Genomic DNA, 14,590 nt, shown 5'->3' on the forward strand with positions numbered 1-14,590 from the left:
CGGCCCGGGGCGTGATGGGATGGGCCGCATGAGCATCACGGTCACCACCTGGTCCCTGGAGCAGACCTCGCCCGCGGACCTCGCCCCGGCCCAACAGCCCCCCGCCGCCGCGGGGGTGCGGATCGTACGGGCCGAGATCCCCTGCCCCGAGTTCAACCGCTTCCTTTATACGACGGTCGGCGCGGACGTGGCCTGGACGGACCGGCTGGGGTGGACCGTCGAGCAGTGGCGGGCGTTCCTGGAGCGGCCCGGGGTGGAGACGTGGGTGGCCTATGAGCGGGGCACCCCGGCGGGGTACATCGAGCTGGAGGCGCAGGACGAGGGCGTGGTGGAGATCACGTACTTCGGTCTGCTGCCCGCCTTCCGGGGGCGGCGGATCGGCGGACACCTGCTGACCTGGGGCACCGCCCGCGCCTGGGACCTGGCCGAGCGCTGGGCCGGGCGGCCGCCGACCAAGCGGGTGTGGGTGCACACCTGCAGCAAGGACGGCCCGTACGCGCTGGACAACTACCGGCGGCGCGGGTTCCGGGTCTTCGACACCAAGCACGACACCGAGCCCCGCACCGAGCCCGGCACCGACCCCGGCACCGGGGCGGGCGCCGAGCACGAGTGAGCCGACCGCCCGGACCGCAAGTGACGCGGCGGGTGACCAAGGACACAGCATCCCACCATGCGGGACAGAGTTGTCCAAATATTGGATGATGGTGGACTGCCCTGAGACCCCCATGCCACGCTTCCCTCATGTCTCGAGCTGGAATTGCCTTGGTGAGTCGGCGCCACGTCGATCTCGGCCGCATGTCCAGCGCGATCTGTCCAGTCCGCTGAGGCTGTACCCGTAGGCGGGCCCCGACCCCGGAGAGCTCCGCCGGTACCCCCGCATTCCCCGCCGCCCCCGACGACGTGGGCGACCACGCACGCCTCGATCTCTCCGCCACCGCATCTCACCCTCACCGCGCCGCCGTGCCCGTCTGCACGCAAACGTGCAGGTCAACGAGGGTGTGTACCGAGCACCGTCCGCCCGCACCAGAGCCGCTCAGAAGGACACACACCGCCATGGCCGCCTCCCCGGACCGCCCCAGCGCAGCCACGCCCCGCCGCAAGGCCGGACGCCACCGCGGCGAGGGCCAGTGGGCCGCGGGCCACTTCACGCCCCTCAACGCCAACGAGCAGTTCAAGAAGGACGACGACGGTCTCAATGTGCGGACACGCATTGAGACGATCTACGCCCACCGCGGCTTCGACGCCATCGACGGCGCCGACCTGCGCGGACGTATGCGCTGGTGGGGCCTGTACACCCAGCGCAAGCCCGGTATCGACGGCGGCAAGACCGCCATCCTGGAGCCGGAGGAGCTGGACGACGAGTACTTCATGCTGCGCGTCCGCATCGACGGCGGCCGGCTGACCACCGAGCAGCTGCGGGTCATCGGCGAGATCTCCCAGGAGTTCGCCCGCGGCACGGCCGACATCACCGACCGGCAGAACATCCAGTACCACTGGATCCGGATCGAGGACATGCCCGAGATCTGGCGGCGTCTTGAGGCCGTCGGCCTGTCGACCACCGAGGCCTGCGGTGACACCCCGCGCGTCATCATCGGCTCGCCCGTCGCCGGGATCGCCGAGGACGAGATCATCGACGGCAGCCCGGCCATCGAGGAGATCCACCGCCGCTTCATCGGCAGCAAGGAGTTCTCCAACCTGCCGCGCAAGTTCAAGACGGCCGTCTCCGGCTCGCCGCTGCTCGACGTCGTCCACGAGATCAACGACATCGCCTTCGTCGGCGTACGCCACCCCGAGCACGGTCCCGGCTTCGACCTGTGGGTCGGCGGCGGTCTTTCCACCAACCCGAAGATCGGCGTCCGGCTCGGCGCCTGGGTCCCCCTCGACGAGGTCCCGGAGGTCTGGGCGGGCGTCGCCGGTATCTTCCGCGACTACGGCTACCGGCGGCTGCGCACCCGCGCCCGGCTGAAGTTCCTGGTCGCCGACTGGGGCGCGGAGAAGTTCCGCCAGGTGCTGGAGGACGAGTACCTGAAGCACAAGCTGGCCGACGGCCCCGCGCCCGAGCAGCCCGTACAGCAGTGGCGCGACCACATCGGCGTGCACCGCCAGCAGGACGGCCGCTACTACATCGGCTTCGCGCCGCGCGTCGGCCGCGTGGACGGGGCCACCCTCACCAAGATCGCCGAACTGGCCGAGGCACACGGCTCCGGCCGCCTGCGCACCACCGTCGAGCAGAAGATGATCGTGCTCGACGTCGAGCAGGACCGGGTCGACTCGCTCGTCGCCGGTCTGGAGGCGCTGGACCTCCAGGTCACCCCGTCGCCGTTCCGGCGCGGCACGATGGCCTGCACCGGTATCGAGTTCTGCAAGCTCGCGATCGTCGAGACCAAGGCGCGCGGCTCCGCGCTGATCGACGAGCTGGAGCGCCGTCTGCCCGAGTTCGACGAGCCCCTCACCATCAACCTCAACGGCTGCCCGAACGCGTGCGCGCGCATCCAGGTCGCCGACATCGGCCTCAAGGGCCAGCTGGTCATGGACGAGAACGGCGACCAGGTCGAGGGCTACCAGGTCCACCTCGGCGGCGCGCTCGGCCTGGAGGCCGGTTTCGGCCGCAAGGTGCGCGGTCTGAAGGTCACCTCCGCCGAACTCCCCGACTACATCGAGCGCGTGCTGCGCCGCTTCCAGGAAGAGCGGGAAGAGGGCGAGCGGTTCGCGACGTGGGCGGCGCGGGCGAGCGAGGAGGCGCTGTCATGAGCGAAGCGAGCGACAGCGAGAGGGGGGCGTCATGAGCGAGCGTGCGGCTCCGTTCTACTGCCCGTACTGCGGGGACGAGGACCTGCGCCCCTCCGAAGAAGGCCACGGCGCCTGGGAATGCGCCTCCTGCAACCGCGCGTTCCGGCTCTCGTTCCTCGGGCTGCTGGCCAAGGGCCTGCGGCGCGACCACGGCGAAGGGGGCACGGCGATATGACCGAGCAGCAGCAGAACACACTGGACCTGCAAGAACTGGCCGAGCGCGCGGGACGCGAGCTGGAGGACGCCCCGGCGCTGGAGATCCTGCGCTGGGCGGCCGACACCTTCGGGCCGCGCTTCTGCGTCACCTCCTCGATGGAGGACGCGGTGGTGGCCCATCTGGCCTCCCGCGTGCTGCCCGGCGTCGATGTGGTGTTCCTCGACACCGGCTACCACTTCCCGGAGACCATCGGCACCCGCGACGCGGTGGCGGCCGTGATGGACGTCAACGTCATCACGCTCACCCCCCGCCAGACCGTCGCCGAGCAGGACGCCGAGTACGGCCCGAAGCTGCATGACCGGAACCCGGACCTGTGCTGCGCCCTGCGCAAGGTCAAGCCGCTGGAGGAGGGGCTGCGCGGCTATGACGCCTGGGCGACCGGGCTGCGCCGCGACGAGTCCCCGACCCGCGCGAACACCCCGGTGGTCGGCTGGGACCCCAAGCGCGGCAAGGTCAAGGTCTCCCCGATCGCCCGCTGGACACAGGCGGACGTGGACGCGTACGTCGACGAACACGGTGTGCTCACCAACCCCCTGCTGATGGACGGATACGCGTCGGTGGGGTGCGCCCCCTGCACCCGGCGGGTTTTGGAGGGCGAGGACGCACGGGCCGGCCGCTGGGCGGGCCGCGCCAAGACCGAGTGCGGGCTGCACGGCTGATGGCTGACCAGGAGAACCAGATGAGCGTGACAGGGCGCGGCGCGGGAGCCGTAGGGCGCGGCGGTGTCGAAAGTGAGGAGGCACAGGGAGCGAGGCACGAGCGACCGAAGCCGACGAGCGTCGACACCGGCATCGGGCGCCCGGAGGCGGGAGCGCCAATCAAAAGGGGCGCTACGGTGTGGCTGACCGGGTTGCCGAGTGCGGGCAAGACCACCATTGCCTACGCGCTGGCCGAGCGGCTGCGCGGCGAGGGTCACCGGGTGGAGGTGCTGGACGGCGACGAGATCCGCGAGTTCCTCTCCTCCGGCCTCGGCTTCTCCCGCGAGGACCGGGACGTGAACGTCCAGCGGATCGGCTTCGTGGCCGAGCTGCTGGCCTCCAACGGCGTCAAGGTCCTGGTGCCGGTGATCGCCCCGTACGCGGACAGCCGCGAGGCGGTCCGCAAGCGCCACCAGGCCGAGGGCACGGCGTATCTGGAGGTGCACGTCGCCACGCCGGTGGAGGTGTGCGCCGAGCGGGACGTGAAGGGGCTGTACGCGAAGCAGGCCGCGGGCGAGATCGCGGGGCTGACCGGGGTCGACGACCCGTACGAGGCCCCGGACGCCCCGGACCTGCGCATCGAGACGCATCAGCAGGGTGTGCAGGAGTCCGCCGCGGCACTGCGGGCGCTGCTGGCTGAGAGGGGTCTGGCGTGACGACGGTGACTGAGATCGACGGAACGGGACCCAACTCGGAGGACAGCGGCGACCTGTACGCGCTGACGCACCTGGACGCGCTGGAGTCCGAGGCGGTGCACATCCTCCGCGAGGTGGCGGGCGAGTTCGAGCGGCCGGTGATCCTGTTCTCCGGCGGCAAGGACTCCATCCTCATGCTGCACCTGGCGCTCAAGGCGTTCGCCCCCGCGCCGGTGCCCTTCTCGCTGCTGCACGTCGACACCGGGCACAACTTCCCGGAGGTCATCGAGTACCGGGACCGTGTGGTGGCGGCGCATGGGCTGCGCCTGCATGTGGCCTCCGTACAGGACTACATCGACCGCGGAGTCCTCAAGGAGCGCCCCGACGGCACCCGCAACCCGCTGCAGACGCTCCCGCTGACGGAGAAGATCCAGGCCGAGCGGTTCGACGCGGTCTTCGGCGGCGGCCGACGCGACGAGGAGAAGGCCCGCGCCAAGGAGCGCGTGTTCTCGCTGCGGGACGAGTTCTCGCAGTGGGACCCGCGCCGTCAGCGCCCCGAGCTGTGGAACCTGTACAACGGCCGCCACGCGCCGGGCGAGCACGTCCGCGTCTTCCCGCTGTCCAACTGGACCGAGCTGGACGTGTGGCAGTACATCGCCCGCGAGAACATCGAGCTGCCTCAGATCTACTTCGCCCATGAGCGCGAGGTCTTCCAGCGCAACGGCATGTGGCTGACCGCCGGCGAGTGGGGCGGGCCCAAGGACGGCGAGACGGTCGAGAAGCGGCAGGTCCGCTACCGCACCGTCGGCGACATGTCCTGCACCGGCGCCGTCGACTCCGACGCGACCACGCTGGACGCCGTCATCGCCGAGATCGCCGCCTCCCGGCTCACCGAGCGCGGCGCCACCCGCGCCGACGACAAGCTGTCCGAGGCCGCCATGGAGGACCGCAAGCGCGAGGGGTACTTCTAAGCATGACCACGACCACTGAGCTCTCCGAGACCACCCTGCTGCGGTTCGCCACCGCCGGTTCGGTCGACGACGGCAAGTCCACCCTCGTGGGCCGCCTGCTGCACGACTCCAAGTCGGTCCTGGCCGACCAGCTGGAGGCCGTGGAGCGCGCGTCGGCGAGCCGCGGCCAGGAGGGCCCGGACCTCGCGCTGCTCACCGACGGGCTGCGCGCCGAGCGCGAGCAGGGCATCACCATCGATGTGGCGTACCGCTACTTCGCCACGCCCCGGCGCCGGTTCATCCTCGCCGACACGCCCGGCCATGTGCAGTACACCCGCAACATGGTCACCGGCGCCTCCACCGCCGAGCTCACGGTGATCCTGGTCGACGCGCGCAACGGCGTCGTCGAGCAGACCCGCCGCCACGCCGCGATCGCGGCGCTGCTGCGCGTCCCGCACGTGGTCCTCGCGGTCAACAAGATGGACCTGGTCGACTACCGGGAGGCCGTCTTCGCGGCCATCGCCGAGGAGTTCACGGCGTACGCCACCGAGCTCGGCGTCCCCGATGTCACCGCCATCCCGATCTCGGCGCTGGCCGGTGACAACGTGGTGGAGCCGTCGGCGACCATGGACTGGTACGGCGGCCCGACCGTCCTGGAGCACCTGGAGACCGTCCCGGTCAGCCACGACCTGGCGCACTGCCACGCGCGGCTGCCCGTGCAGTACGTGATCCGTCCGCAGTCCGCGGAGCACCCGGACTACCGGGGGTACGCGGGCCAGATCGCGGCCGGCTCGTTCCGTGTCGGCGAGCGGGTCACGGTGCTGCCGTCCGGCCGTACGACCACGGTCGCCGGTATCGATCTGCTGGGCAAGCCGGTCGACGTGGCCTGGACGACGCAGTCGGTGACCATCCTGCTGGCGGACGACATCGACGTCTCGCGCGGCGATCTGATCGTGCCGAGCAAGGACGCGCCGCAGGCCACGCAGGACATCGAGGCGACGGTCTGCCATGTCGCGGACCAGCCGCTGACGGTCGGCCACCGGGTGCTGCTCAAGCACGGCACCCGCACGGTGAAGGCCATCGTCAAGGACATCCCGTCCCGGCTGACGCTCGACGACCTGTCCTTGCACCCGCACCCGGAGCAGCTCGTCGCCAATGACATCGGCCGGGTGAAGATCCGCACCGCCGAGCCGCTGCCGGTGGACTCCTACGCCGACTCGCGCCGCACCGGCTCGTTCATCCTGATCGACCCGGCCGACGGCACGACGCTGACCGCGGGCATGGTGGGCGACTCGTTCGCGACCCCTGTCCCCGCCCATGACGACCAGGCCGATGACGACGGATGGGACTTCTGACCATGTCCGGTGATGTCTTCTCCACCTTCGCGAAGGAGGGCGGCCGCGTCGGCAGCGGCGCCCTGGGCAGCGGCCAGGGAGGGGTCGGCCGATGTGCCAGCTGACCTGTGCGCTCCCCGTCCCCCTGCCCTGTCGCAACCGAAGACCAGCCGATCTGCCGGGCGTCCCCTGACGCTGTCCCCGGCCCTCCGAGAGGAACACCTCCCGTGTCCGTCGACCGCACCACGCACCCACGACCCGCCTTCAGCCGACGCACCCGCCTCTTCGCGGCAGCCGCCGCCCTCCCGCTGCTGATCGGCGCGCTCGGGGCCTGCGGCTACGGCTCCGAGAAGGACGACACGGGAGACAAGACCGTCCCCGCCGCCGGCGGCAAGAAGATCGGCGGCCTGGACGAGGTGAAGATCGGCTACTTCGCCAACCTCACCCACGCCACCGCCCTGGTGGGCCTGCGCGACGGCGGGCTGATCCAGAAGGAGCTGGGCGGCACCCGGATCAAGCCGTATGTCTTCAACGCGGGCCCGTCCGAGATCGAGGCGCTGAACGCGAACTCCATCGACATCGGCTGGATCGGCCCCTCGCCGTCCATCAACGGCTATGTGAAGTCCCACGGCAAGAACCTCAAGATCATCGCGGGTTCCGCCTCCGGCGGGGTCAAGCTCGTCGTCAACCCGAAGAAGATCAAGACGCTTGACGACGTCAAGGGCAAGAAGATCGCCACCCCGCAGCTGGGGAACACCCAGGACGTGGCGTTCCTCAACTGGATCGCCGAGAAGGGCTGGAAGGTCGACGCCCAGAGCGGCAAGGGCGATGTCTCCGTGGTCCGTACGGACAACAAGGTGACCCCCGACGCCTACAAGTCCGGCGCGATCGACGGTGCCTGGGTGCCCGAGCCGACCGCCTCCAAGCTGGTCGCCGAGGGCGGCAAGGTGCTGCTGGACGAGTCCACGCTGTGGCCGGACAAGAAGTTCGTCATCACCAACGTGATCGTCCGGCAGGACTTCCTCAAGAAGCACCCGGACGTCGTGGAGGCCGTGCTGCGCGGTTCGGTGAAGACCAACGCGTACATCAAGGCCAACCCCGACGCGGCGAAGGCCGAGGCCAACGCCACGCTCAAGGCCGAGACCGGCAAGGCGCTCCCGGCCGAGGTGATCGACCCGGCGTGGAAGAGCATCCAGGTCACCGACGACCCGCTGGCCTCGACCCTCAACACCGAGGCGGCCCACGCGGTCAAGGCCGGGCTCCTGGAGAAGCCCGACCTCAAGGGCATCTACGACCTGACCCTGCTCAACAAGGTCCTCAAGGCGGAGGGCAAGCCGACGGTCTCCGCCGCGGGCCTTGGCGCCCAGTAGCCGCCGACCGCCCGCGTACGCGCGCATCGCGTACGCGGGCACCCCGTACGCACGCACACACGCACGTACGCACCCATCAGGAGGTGACCGGATGTCCCCGGCACTGACCACCGACAAGGCCGACCGGGCGGGCGCGGCCACGGCGGCCGCGGCAGGCCCCTCGGATTCCTCCGGAGCTGTCCGGATCAACCACGTCCACAAGGCGTTCGGCCGCCCCGGCGCCGCTCAGCCCGTGCTCGACGACATCAGCCTCGATGTGCGCCCCGGCGAGTTCGTCTGCATCCTGGGCGCCTCGGGCTGCGGCAAGTCGACGCTGCTCAACCTGGTCGCCGACCTGGACAGGCCGAGCGCCGGGAGCATCGAGGTCCCCGGCGGCCGGCCGGCCCTGATGTTCCAGGAGCACGCGCTCTTCCCGTGGCTGACCGCGGGCAAGAACATCGAACTGGCGCTGCGGCTGCGCGGCGTGCCGCGCGCCGACCGCAGGCCCGAGGCGGAGCGGCTGCTGGAGCTGGTGCGGCTGGGCGGCGCGCACGGCAAGCGGGTGCACGAGCTGTCCGGCGGTATGCGGCAGCGCGTCGCGCTCGCCCGCGCGCTGGCGCAGGACTCCAGCGTGCTGCTGATGGACGAGCCGTTCGCCGCGCTCGACGCCATCACCCGCGATGTGCTGCACGGGGAACTGACCCGCATCTGGAGCGAGACGGGTGTCTCGGTCCTGTTCGTCACGCACAACGTGCGCGAGGCGGTGCGCCTGGCCCAGCGCGTGGTGCTGCTGTCCTCGCGGCCGGGGCGGGTCGTCCGGGAGTGGTCCGTCGACATTCCGCAGCCGCGCCGGATCGAGGACGCGGCCGTCGCGGACCTGTCCATCGAGATCACCGAAGAACTGCGTGGGGAGATCCGCCGCCATGGCCGGCACTGAGATCACCGGCGAGTCGCCGAAGACGGCGGCCGCCGTGGAAAAGGCGGAGGCACCCGCCGCCGAGGAACCGCGGAAGCAGACCAGCCAGGACCTGGCGGGCCTGGAGGCCGGGCTCGACGCGCTGGACGCGGTGCAGATCCGGCGCACCTCGCCGGCCGAGGTGCTGGTCCAGAAGGTGCTGCCGCCCGTGGTGGCCGTCGCCCTGATCCTCCTCGTGTGGAAGGTGCTGGTCTGGGCGAAGGTCACCGACGACTACAAGCTCCCCGACCCCAAACTGGTCTGGGACGCGCTGGAGCAGCTGTGGCTCCGGGGCGAGCTGTTCGACATCGTCTGGACCAGCGTCTCGCGCGGCCTGTTCGGCTTCCTCATCGCGCTGGCGATCGCCACCCCGCTGGGGCTGATCGTCGCCCGGGTGAAACTGATCCGCGCCGGGATCGGCCCGATCCTGTCCGGGCTCCAGTCGCTGCCCTCGGTCGCCTGGGTGGCGCCCGCGGTGATCTGGCTGGGCCTCAACGACCGGATGATGTACGCCGTGATCCTGCTCGGCGCGGTCCCCTCGATCGCCAACGGCCTGGTCGCCGGCATCGACCAGGTGCCGCCGCTGTTCCTGCGCGCCGGACGCACGCTCGGCGCCCGGGGCCTGGTCAGCGCCCGGCACATCCTGCTGCCCGCCGCGCTGCCCGGCTATGTCGCCGGGCTCAAGCAGGGGTGGGCGTTCTCCTGGCGCTCGCTGATGGCCGCGGAGATCATCGCCAAGTCCCCCGACCTGGGGCTCGGGCTCGGCCAGTACCTGGAGAACCAGCGCAACAACTCCGACATGGCGGGGGTGCTGCTCGGCATCATCATGATCCTGTTCGTGGGGATCGCGATCGAGCTGCTGATCTTCGCCCCGATCGAGCGGCGGGTGCTGCGCAGCCGCGGCCTGCTGGCCGGCACCCACTGACGCCCGTAGCCCCCGTACCTCCAGAAGGAATCCGGTAACGCCTCCCGTGACACCCTCCGCCCCCACCCTGCTGGTCATCGCCCACGGCAGCCGCGACCCACGCCACGCGGCGACCGTCGCCGCGCTGTGCGCGCGGGCGCGGTCGCTGCGGGCGGGGCTGCGGGTGGAAGCGGCGTTCCTGGACTTCAACGCGCCGAGGGTGGGCCAGGTCCTTGACCGCCTGGCGGCTGAGGGGGCCCGCGACATCGTCGCCCTCCCGCTCCTGCTCACCCGCGCCTTCCACGCGAAGGCCGACATCCCGGCGGTGCTGCGCGAGGCGACGGCCCGCCACCTGGGCCTGCGCGTCCGGCAGGCCGAGGTCCTGGGCCCCTCCCCGCTGCTGACGCGGGCCCTGGAGCGGCGCCTGTACGAGGCCGGGCTGCGGCCCGGCGACCGACGCTCGACCGGGGTCGTCCTGGCCTCGGCGGGCTCCACCGACCCGGAGGCGATCGCGGTGATCGCAGAAATCGCGCGGGAGTGGCGGCACACCGGTTGGTGCGCCGTGCGGCCCGCGTTCGCCTCCGCTTCATTTCCCGCGGGGTTCCCCCGCACCGAGGACGCGGTGCGCGCGCTGCGCGCCGAGGGGGTCCGCCGCGTGGCCGTCGCCCCGTACGTCATCGCCCCCGGCCGCCTCCCGGACCGTATCGCGCACGGCGCGCGCGAGGCGGGCGCGGAGGTCCTGGCGGGCGTCCTGGGTCCGGCCCCGGAGCTCGCCCGGCTGCTGCTGCAACGCTATGACGAGGCGGACCAGGCGCGGGCGGGGGAGCTCACGGCGCTCACGGCCTGACGGGCCCCGCGTGGTCGGCGCCGCCCGGCGGGTGCCCGGTACGGGGCGCGGGACGACCGCCGCTGGGAGATAATCCATCTACCCATCACCCGGCCGACCCCTGTCCCTCCCCGCCGTTCACCGCCCCTTCCGCGTACGGTCCGCCGCCATTGCCGACCCGGCCCCCGGACACCGCTGGACTTTCCCTGCACCCACCAGGACGTCGCAGGACGTCGAGGCCCCCAGGGGGATGTCATGCGCAACGCACGCGCCACTCGTACACCCGGAGCCCACAGAGCCCGCCGCGGGCCTCGCAAGCGTGTCGCGATCGCCGTGGCGTCCACCGTCGCGCTGACGGTCGTCCCCCAGTCGGCGCTGTCGGTGCCCGCACCGGCGCAGGCGGCCACCCCCACGGCCCCCCACTCCGCCACCACCGCGGCCACCGACCCCGCCCAGGCCCACTGGACGACGCGGACCGTGGCCCCGGGCGTCGAAGTCCGCACCGGCGTCATCCAGCGCCCCGACGCCACCCCGGCCTGGACGGTCACCATCCAGGCCCCCACCGTCAACCGGCTGACCGGCGCCCCGGCGTTCGCCCCGCTCGCCACGCGCACCTGGGCCGAGGACACCGCGCGGCGGCTGCGCGACGCCGGTCTCGAACCGCGCGTGGAGCAGGTCGGCTGGCCCGCGTACACGGACACGCCGGGCGGCACGATGGGCTGGCGGGTGCGCGTGGGCTCGTACGCCGGCTCGGCCGAGGCGCAGCGCACGACCCCGAAGGTGACCGCGATCGGTCTCCAGCCGGCCGTGGAGTGGACCGGCTACGACATCCAGCAGCCGGCCGACCGGGAGAGCGTGCACGTCGCGGTCATCGACCCGGCCGCCTTCACCGGTACCGTCGAGGCCACGCACCACGGCGACGTCGCGGACCGCGAGACGACCTCCTCGGTCGCCGCGGAGACCGGCTCGCTGGTCGGCGTCAACGGCGGCTTCTTCATCACCTCCGACACCGACGGTGTGCAGGGCACGATGGCCGGCATCGGCGCCTACGACGGCGAGCTGCAGTCGATGGCCGCCGGCTCACGGGCCGCGCTGATCCTCGGCGACGGCGGCCGGCGCGCCCGTATCGCGGATCTGACCACCACGGTCACCGCGCGGGCCGGGTCCGCCACGTACGCGGTGCAGGGCATCAACCGGGTGCCGGGCAAGGTGCGCAACTGCGGCCGCCCCGGTACCACCCCCACCGAACTGCCCCGACAGGACCTCACCTGCGCCAAGGCCGACGACCTGGTCACGTTCACCGCGGAGTTCCGCGCCGGCCTGCCCACCGGCCCCGGCGTCCAGGTCGTGCTCGACGCCGACCACCGCGTGATCTCCGCCGGCCCGCGCGGCGGCGAGGTCCCGTCCGGCGGCTCGGTGCTGCAGGGCATCGGCGAGGCCGCCGACTGGCTTGTGGCCCACGGCCGTCCGGGCGCGCGGATCGACGTCCAGGAGACGGTCCGCGACACCGCCGGCCGGCGGGTCGAGCTCGGCCCCGACGACAGCATCGTCAGCGCCGCGCCCACCCTGGTGGAGGACGGAAAGATCGCCGTCGACGCCGCCACCGAGGGCATGCTCGACCCCCGTGACCTCTCCTTCGGCTACGCCTGGTCCAACGCCCGGCAGCCCCGCACCATGGCCGGCCTCGACAAGCGCGGACGCCTGTTCCTGGTCACCGTGGACGGGCGCCGGCCCGGTGTCAGCGAGGGCTTCACCCTGGCGGAAGGCGCGGAGTTCATGCGCTCCCTGGGCGCGGAGCAGGCGCTCAACCTGGACGGCGGCGGCTCCAGCACCATGACCGTCGCCGGTGAGCTCGTCAACGCCCCCTCGGATGTGGCGGGCGAGCGGCCGGTGGGCGACACGGTCCAGGTGCTCCCCGCACGGTGAACTTTGTGGTGAGTATGAGACAGCGACACGCCGACGCGTCGGCGTGTCGCTGTCTCATACTCACCACAAACCGCATGCCTCCTACACGAGCAGGTCGAGGTCCTTGTGCCCGACGCCCGGGGCGCCCAGGGCCAGCCAGCCGTGCCCGCGCATCCGGGTGCCGGGCCCGATCCGCGTGGGGTCGACGGACAGCCGCCCGCACGCGTAGGCCGCCCGCGCCGTGCCCTCGTTGGGCTCTGCCTCGTAGAGCTCCGGGTCGTAGTCCTCTTCATCGACGAGCAGGTCCTCCCACGGCAGCGGCTCCCCCTCCCACTCGGGGTCGCTCTCCGCCGCGTAACGCCGCCGGATCCGCCCCTTCTCGGCCACCACCCAGACGTCCGACCCGGCCGCGTCGTCCTGGAAGAACATCTGCGCCTCGCCGCAGTGCTCGCTCAGCCGCTCGACCGCGCCCATCCACTCGTCCCAGTCCCAGCCGACCACCTCGGCGAGGTTGCCGAAGATCAGCCGCCAGCCGTCCAGTTCCGGCGTGATGAACACCGGGTACGCGCCCGGGCGGCCCGACCGGTCCTCCACGTCGGCGCCCTCCTCCAGCGTGACCGGAAACCGGTCGTGCAGCTCCAGCGCCTCGAACACCCCCTCGTACGCCGCGCCGGGCACCGCGTACCACCAGCCGCGCGGTTCCAGCGGGAACGGCTCCTCCCCACTGGCCTTGATCCGCGCGCGGCGCTCCAGCACGGTCTTGTCGCGGGCGTCGAGGGTGTCGATCAGTCCGGTGGCGAGGAGTTCGCGGAGCCTGTCGTGTGTCATGGTCAGGGACCCTAGCCGGACGATGTGACACCACGAGCGAGGAGGGCTTGGTGAAGAGTCTGCTGCACCGATGGGGGACGACAGCGGCCGCCGTGACCGTTGCGCTGATCGGCGCTCTGCTGCTGGCAGGCCAGGTCAAGCACGTATGGGACGGCCACGCCGAGTTGGCCGCGCTGCGCGCCCACGGACTGCACGCCCGGGCCCAGGCCTCCCTGGCCACCTCCTGCACCCAGGGCCGGGGCATCAGCTGCCACACCTCATCGGTGTGGCTCGATTTCCACGACGCCGACGGCGATCCCGTCTCCGTACCGGAGGAGACGATCGACGGCTCGCTCTACGTCCCGCACGGCCGCCGCGACGCCGAGGACCGCGTGGCGACGACCGTCGTCTACGACCGGGAGAACCCCTACGAGGCACAGCCCGCCGGGGCCCTCGGCCAGAGCGCCCTCGACCTCGCGGCCCACCACTGGATCGCCTGGACCATCGCGCTCGCCCTCCTCGGCGGCGGCACCGCCGGCGCCATCGCCGCCTGGCCGCCCCGGCGGCGCCCCGCCTGACGACAATTGGCGTGCCCGCAACCGCATCGCCGTGATTCGCTGCCCCGTATGGCAAGACTGCGACTCGACCGCGTACTCGTCGTGGACATCGAAGCGACCTGCTGGGACGGCCCGACCCCCGAGGGCATGGAATCCGAGATCATCGAAATCGGCCTGTGCGAACTGGACATCGCCACCGGCGAACGCCCCGTCCGCCGCTCCCTCATGGTCCGCCCCGAGCGCTCCACCGTCAGCCGCTTCTGCACCGAGCTGACCACCATCACCCCCGAACAGGCCGCCGCCGGCATCGGTTTCGCCGAGGCCTGCGAGATCCTGCGCGACGAACACGGCGCCGGACACCGCGTATGGGCCGGCTGGGGCGAGTACGACCGCGCCCAGTTCACCCGGCAGGGGGTACCTCCCAGGCGAAGCTCTGGGGGAGCGCGGCCTTCCACTTATCCGTTCGGCACCCGGCATCTCAACGTCAAGAACCTCTACTCGCTGATGCACTCCCTCGACCGCGAACTGGGCATGGCCGGCGCCCTCGAACACGCGGGGCTCCCGATGGAGGGCACACACCACCGGGGCGTGGACGACGCGTGGAACATCGCGGGGCTGCTGGCGGGGTTGCTGGGGCGCGGCGCGGTCCACTCCTTGTAGGCT

Annotated in this window: 16 protein-coding genes; 15 read left to right on the forward strand and 1 reads right to left on the reverse strand. The window is 71.8% G+C overall.

What is annotated here, in order from left to right:
- The first annotated feature begins 28 nt into the window (after positions 1 to 28).
- The 13 genes from ACFZDL_RS01375 (at position 29) to ACFZDL_RS01435 (ending at position 12,584) form a co-directional block, all read left to right on the forward strand.
- On the forward strand, positions 29 to 613 hold the full coding sequence (locus ACFZDL_RS01375; protein ID WP_353590726.1) for a GNAT family N-acetyltransferase: 585 nt from the start codon (positions 29 to 31) through the stop codon (positions 611 to 613).
- 128 nt (positions 614 to 741) lie between these two features.
- Positions 742 to 825 carry a putative leader peptide gene (locus ACFZDL_RS01380; RefSeq protein WP_353590813.1) on the forward strand — a complete coding sequence of 28 codons (84 nt, stop codon included), beginning with the start codon at positions 742 to 744 and terminating at the stop codon, positions 823 to 825.
- 228 nt (positions 826 to 1,053) lie between these two features.
- Positions 1,054 to 2,751 carry a nitrite/sulfite reductase gene (locus tag ACFZDL_RS01385; RefSeq protein WP_353590727.1) on the forward strand — a complete coding sequence of 566 codons (1,698 nt, stop codon included), beginning with the start codon at positions 1,054 to 1,056 and terminating at the stop codon, positions 2,749 to 2,751.
- Positions 2,752 to 2,782: 31 nt separating this feature from the next.
- A complete protein-coding gene (locus ACFZDL_RS01390) occupies positions 2,783 to 2,965 on the forward strand; it encodes a hypothetical protein (protein WP_319694816.1) in 183 nt (60 codons plus the stop codon).
- A complete protein-coding gene (locus tag ACFZDL_RS01395) occupies positions 2,962 to 3,666 on the forward strand; it encodes a phosphoadenylyl-sulfate reductase (RefSeq protein ID WP_353590728.1) in 705 nt (234 codons plus the stop codon). The genes ACFZDL_RS01390 and ACFZDL_RS01395 overlap by 4 nt, the downstream gene beginning before the upstream one ends.
- Before the next feature lie 158 nt (positions 3,667 to 3,824).
- Complete coding sequence (gene cysC / locus ACFZDL_RS01400; RefSeq protein ID WP_353590814.1) at positions 3,825 to 4,361, forward strand: adenylyl-sulfate kinase; 537 nt, start codon at positions 3,825 to 3,827, stop codon at positions 4,359 to 4,361.
- Complete coding sequence (gene cysD, locus ACFZDL_RS01405; RefSeq protein WP_391189907.1) at positions 4,358 to 5,311, forward strand: sulfate adenylyltransferase subunit CysD; 954 nt, start codon at positions 4,358 to 4,360, stop codon at positions 5,309 to 5,311. Before cysC ends, cysD begins: the two co-directional genes overlap by 4 nt.
- A 2-nt stretch (positions 5,312 to 5,313) precedes the next feature.
- The gene (locus tag ACFZDL_RS01410; protein WP_353590729.1) at positions 5,314 to 6,645 is read left to right on the forward strand and encodes a GTP-binding protein; all 1,332 of its coding nucleotides are present in this window, start codon (positions 5,314 to 5,316) and stop codon (positions 6,643 to 6,645) included.
- A 206-nt stretch (positions 6,646 to 6,851) separates the two neighbouring features.
- Positions 6,852 to 7,994 (forward strand): aliphatic sulfonate ABC transporter substrate-binding protein, encoded by a 1,143-nt coding sequence (locus tag ACFZDL_RS01415; RefSeq protein WP_353590730.1) that lies wholly within the window; start codon positions 6,852 to 6,854, stop codon positions 7,992 to 7,994.
- Between the two features lie 91 nt (positions 7,995 to 8,085).
- Complete coding sequence (locus ACFZDL_RS01420) at positions 8,086 to 8,910, forward strand: ABC transporter ATP-binding protein (protein ID WP_353590731.1); 825 nt, start codon at positions 8,086 to 8,088, stop codon at positions 8,908 to 8,910.
- A complete protein-coding gene (locus tag ACFZDL_RS01425) occupies positions 8,897 to 9,853 on the forward strand; it encodes an ABC transporter permease (protein ID WP_353590732.1) in 957 nt (318 codons plus the stop codon). The genes ACFZDL_RS01420 and ACFZDL_RS01425 overlap by 14 nt, the downstream gene beginning before the upstream one ends.
- 46 nt (positions 9,854 to 9,899) lie before the next feature.
- Positions 9,900 to 10,679, forward strand: coding sequence for a sirohydrochlorin chelatase (locus ACFZDL_RS01430; RefSeq protein ID WP_353590733.1), 780 nt, complete (start codon positions 9,900 to 9,902; stop codon positions 10,677 to 10,679).
- A gap of 312 nt (positions 10,680 to 10,991) precedes the next feature.
- A complete protein-coding gene (locus ACFZDL_RS01435) occupies positions 10,992 to 12,584 on the forward strand; it encodes a phosphodiester glycosidase family protein (protein WP_353590734.1) in 1,593 nt (530 codons plus the stop codon).
- Positions 12,585 to 12,665: 81 nt separating this feature from the next.
- Here ACFZDL_RS01435 and ACFZDL_RS01440 read toward each other — a convergent pair whose 3' ends face one another.
- On the reverse strand, positions 12,666 to 13,391 hold the full coding sequence (locus tag ACFZDL_RS01440; RefSeq protein WP_353590735.1) for a hypothetical protein: 726 nt from the start codon (positions 13,389 to 13,391) through the stop codon (positions 12,666 to 12,668).
- 50 nt (positions 13,392 to 13,441) lie between these two features.
- Here ACFZDL_RS01440 and ACFZDL_RS01445 point away from each other — a divergent pair, with 50 nt between their 5' ends.
- A complete protein-coding gene (locus ACFZDL_RS01445; RefSeq protein WP_353590736.1) occupies positions 13,442 to 13,948 on the forward strand; it encodes a hypothetical protein in 507 nt (168 codons plus the stop codon).
- Positions 13,949 to 13,996: 48 nt separating this feature from the next.
- Complete coding sequence (locus tag ACFZDL_RS01450) at positions 13,997 to 14,587, forward strand: 3'-5' exonuclease (protein WP_353590737.1); 591 nt, start codon at positions 13,997 to 13,999, stop codon at positions 14,585 to 14,587.
- The last annotated feature ends 3 nt before the right edge of the window (positions 14,588 to 14,590 follow it).

The organism is Streptomyces sp. NPDC007917 (assembly GCF_042959105.1).
In the GTDB taxonomy this organism is placed as follows: domain Bacteria; phylum Actinomycetota; class Actinomycetes; order Streptomycetales; family Streptomycetaceae; genus Streptomyces.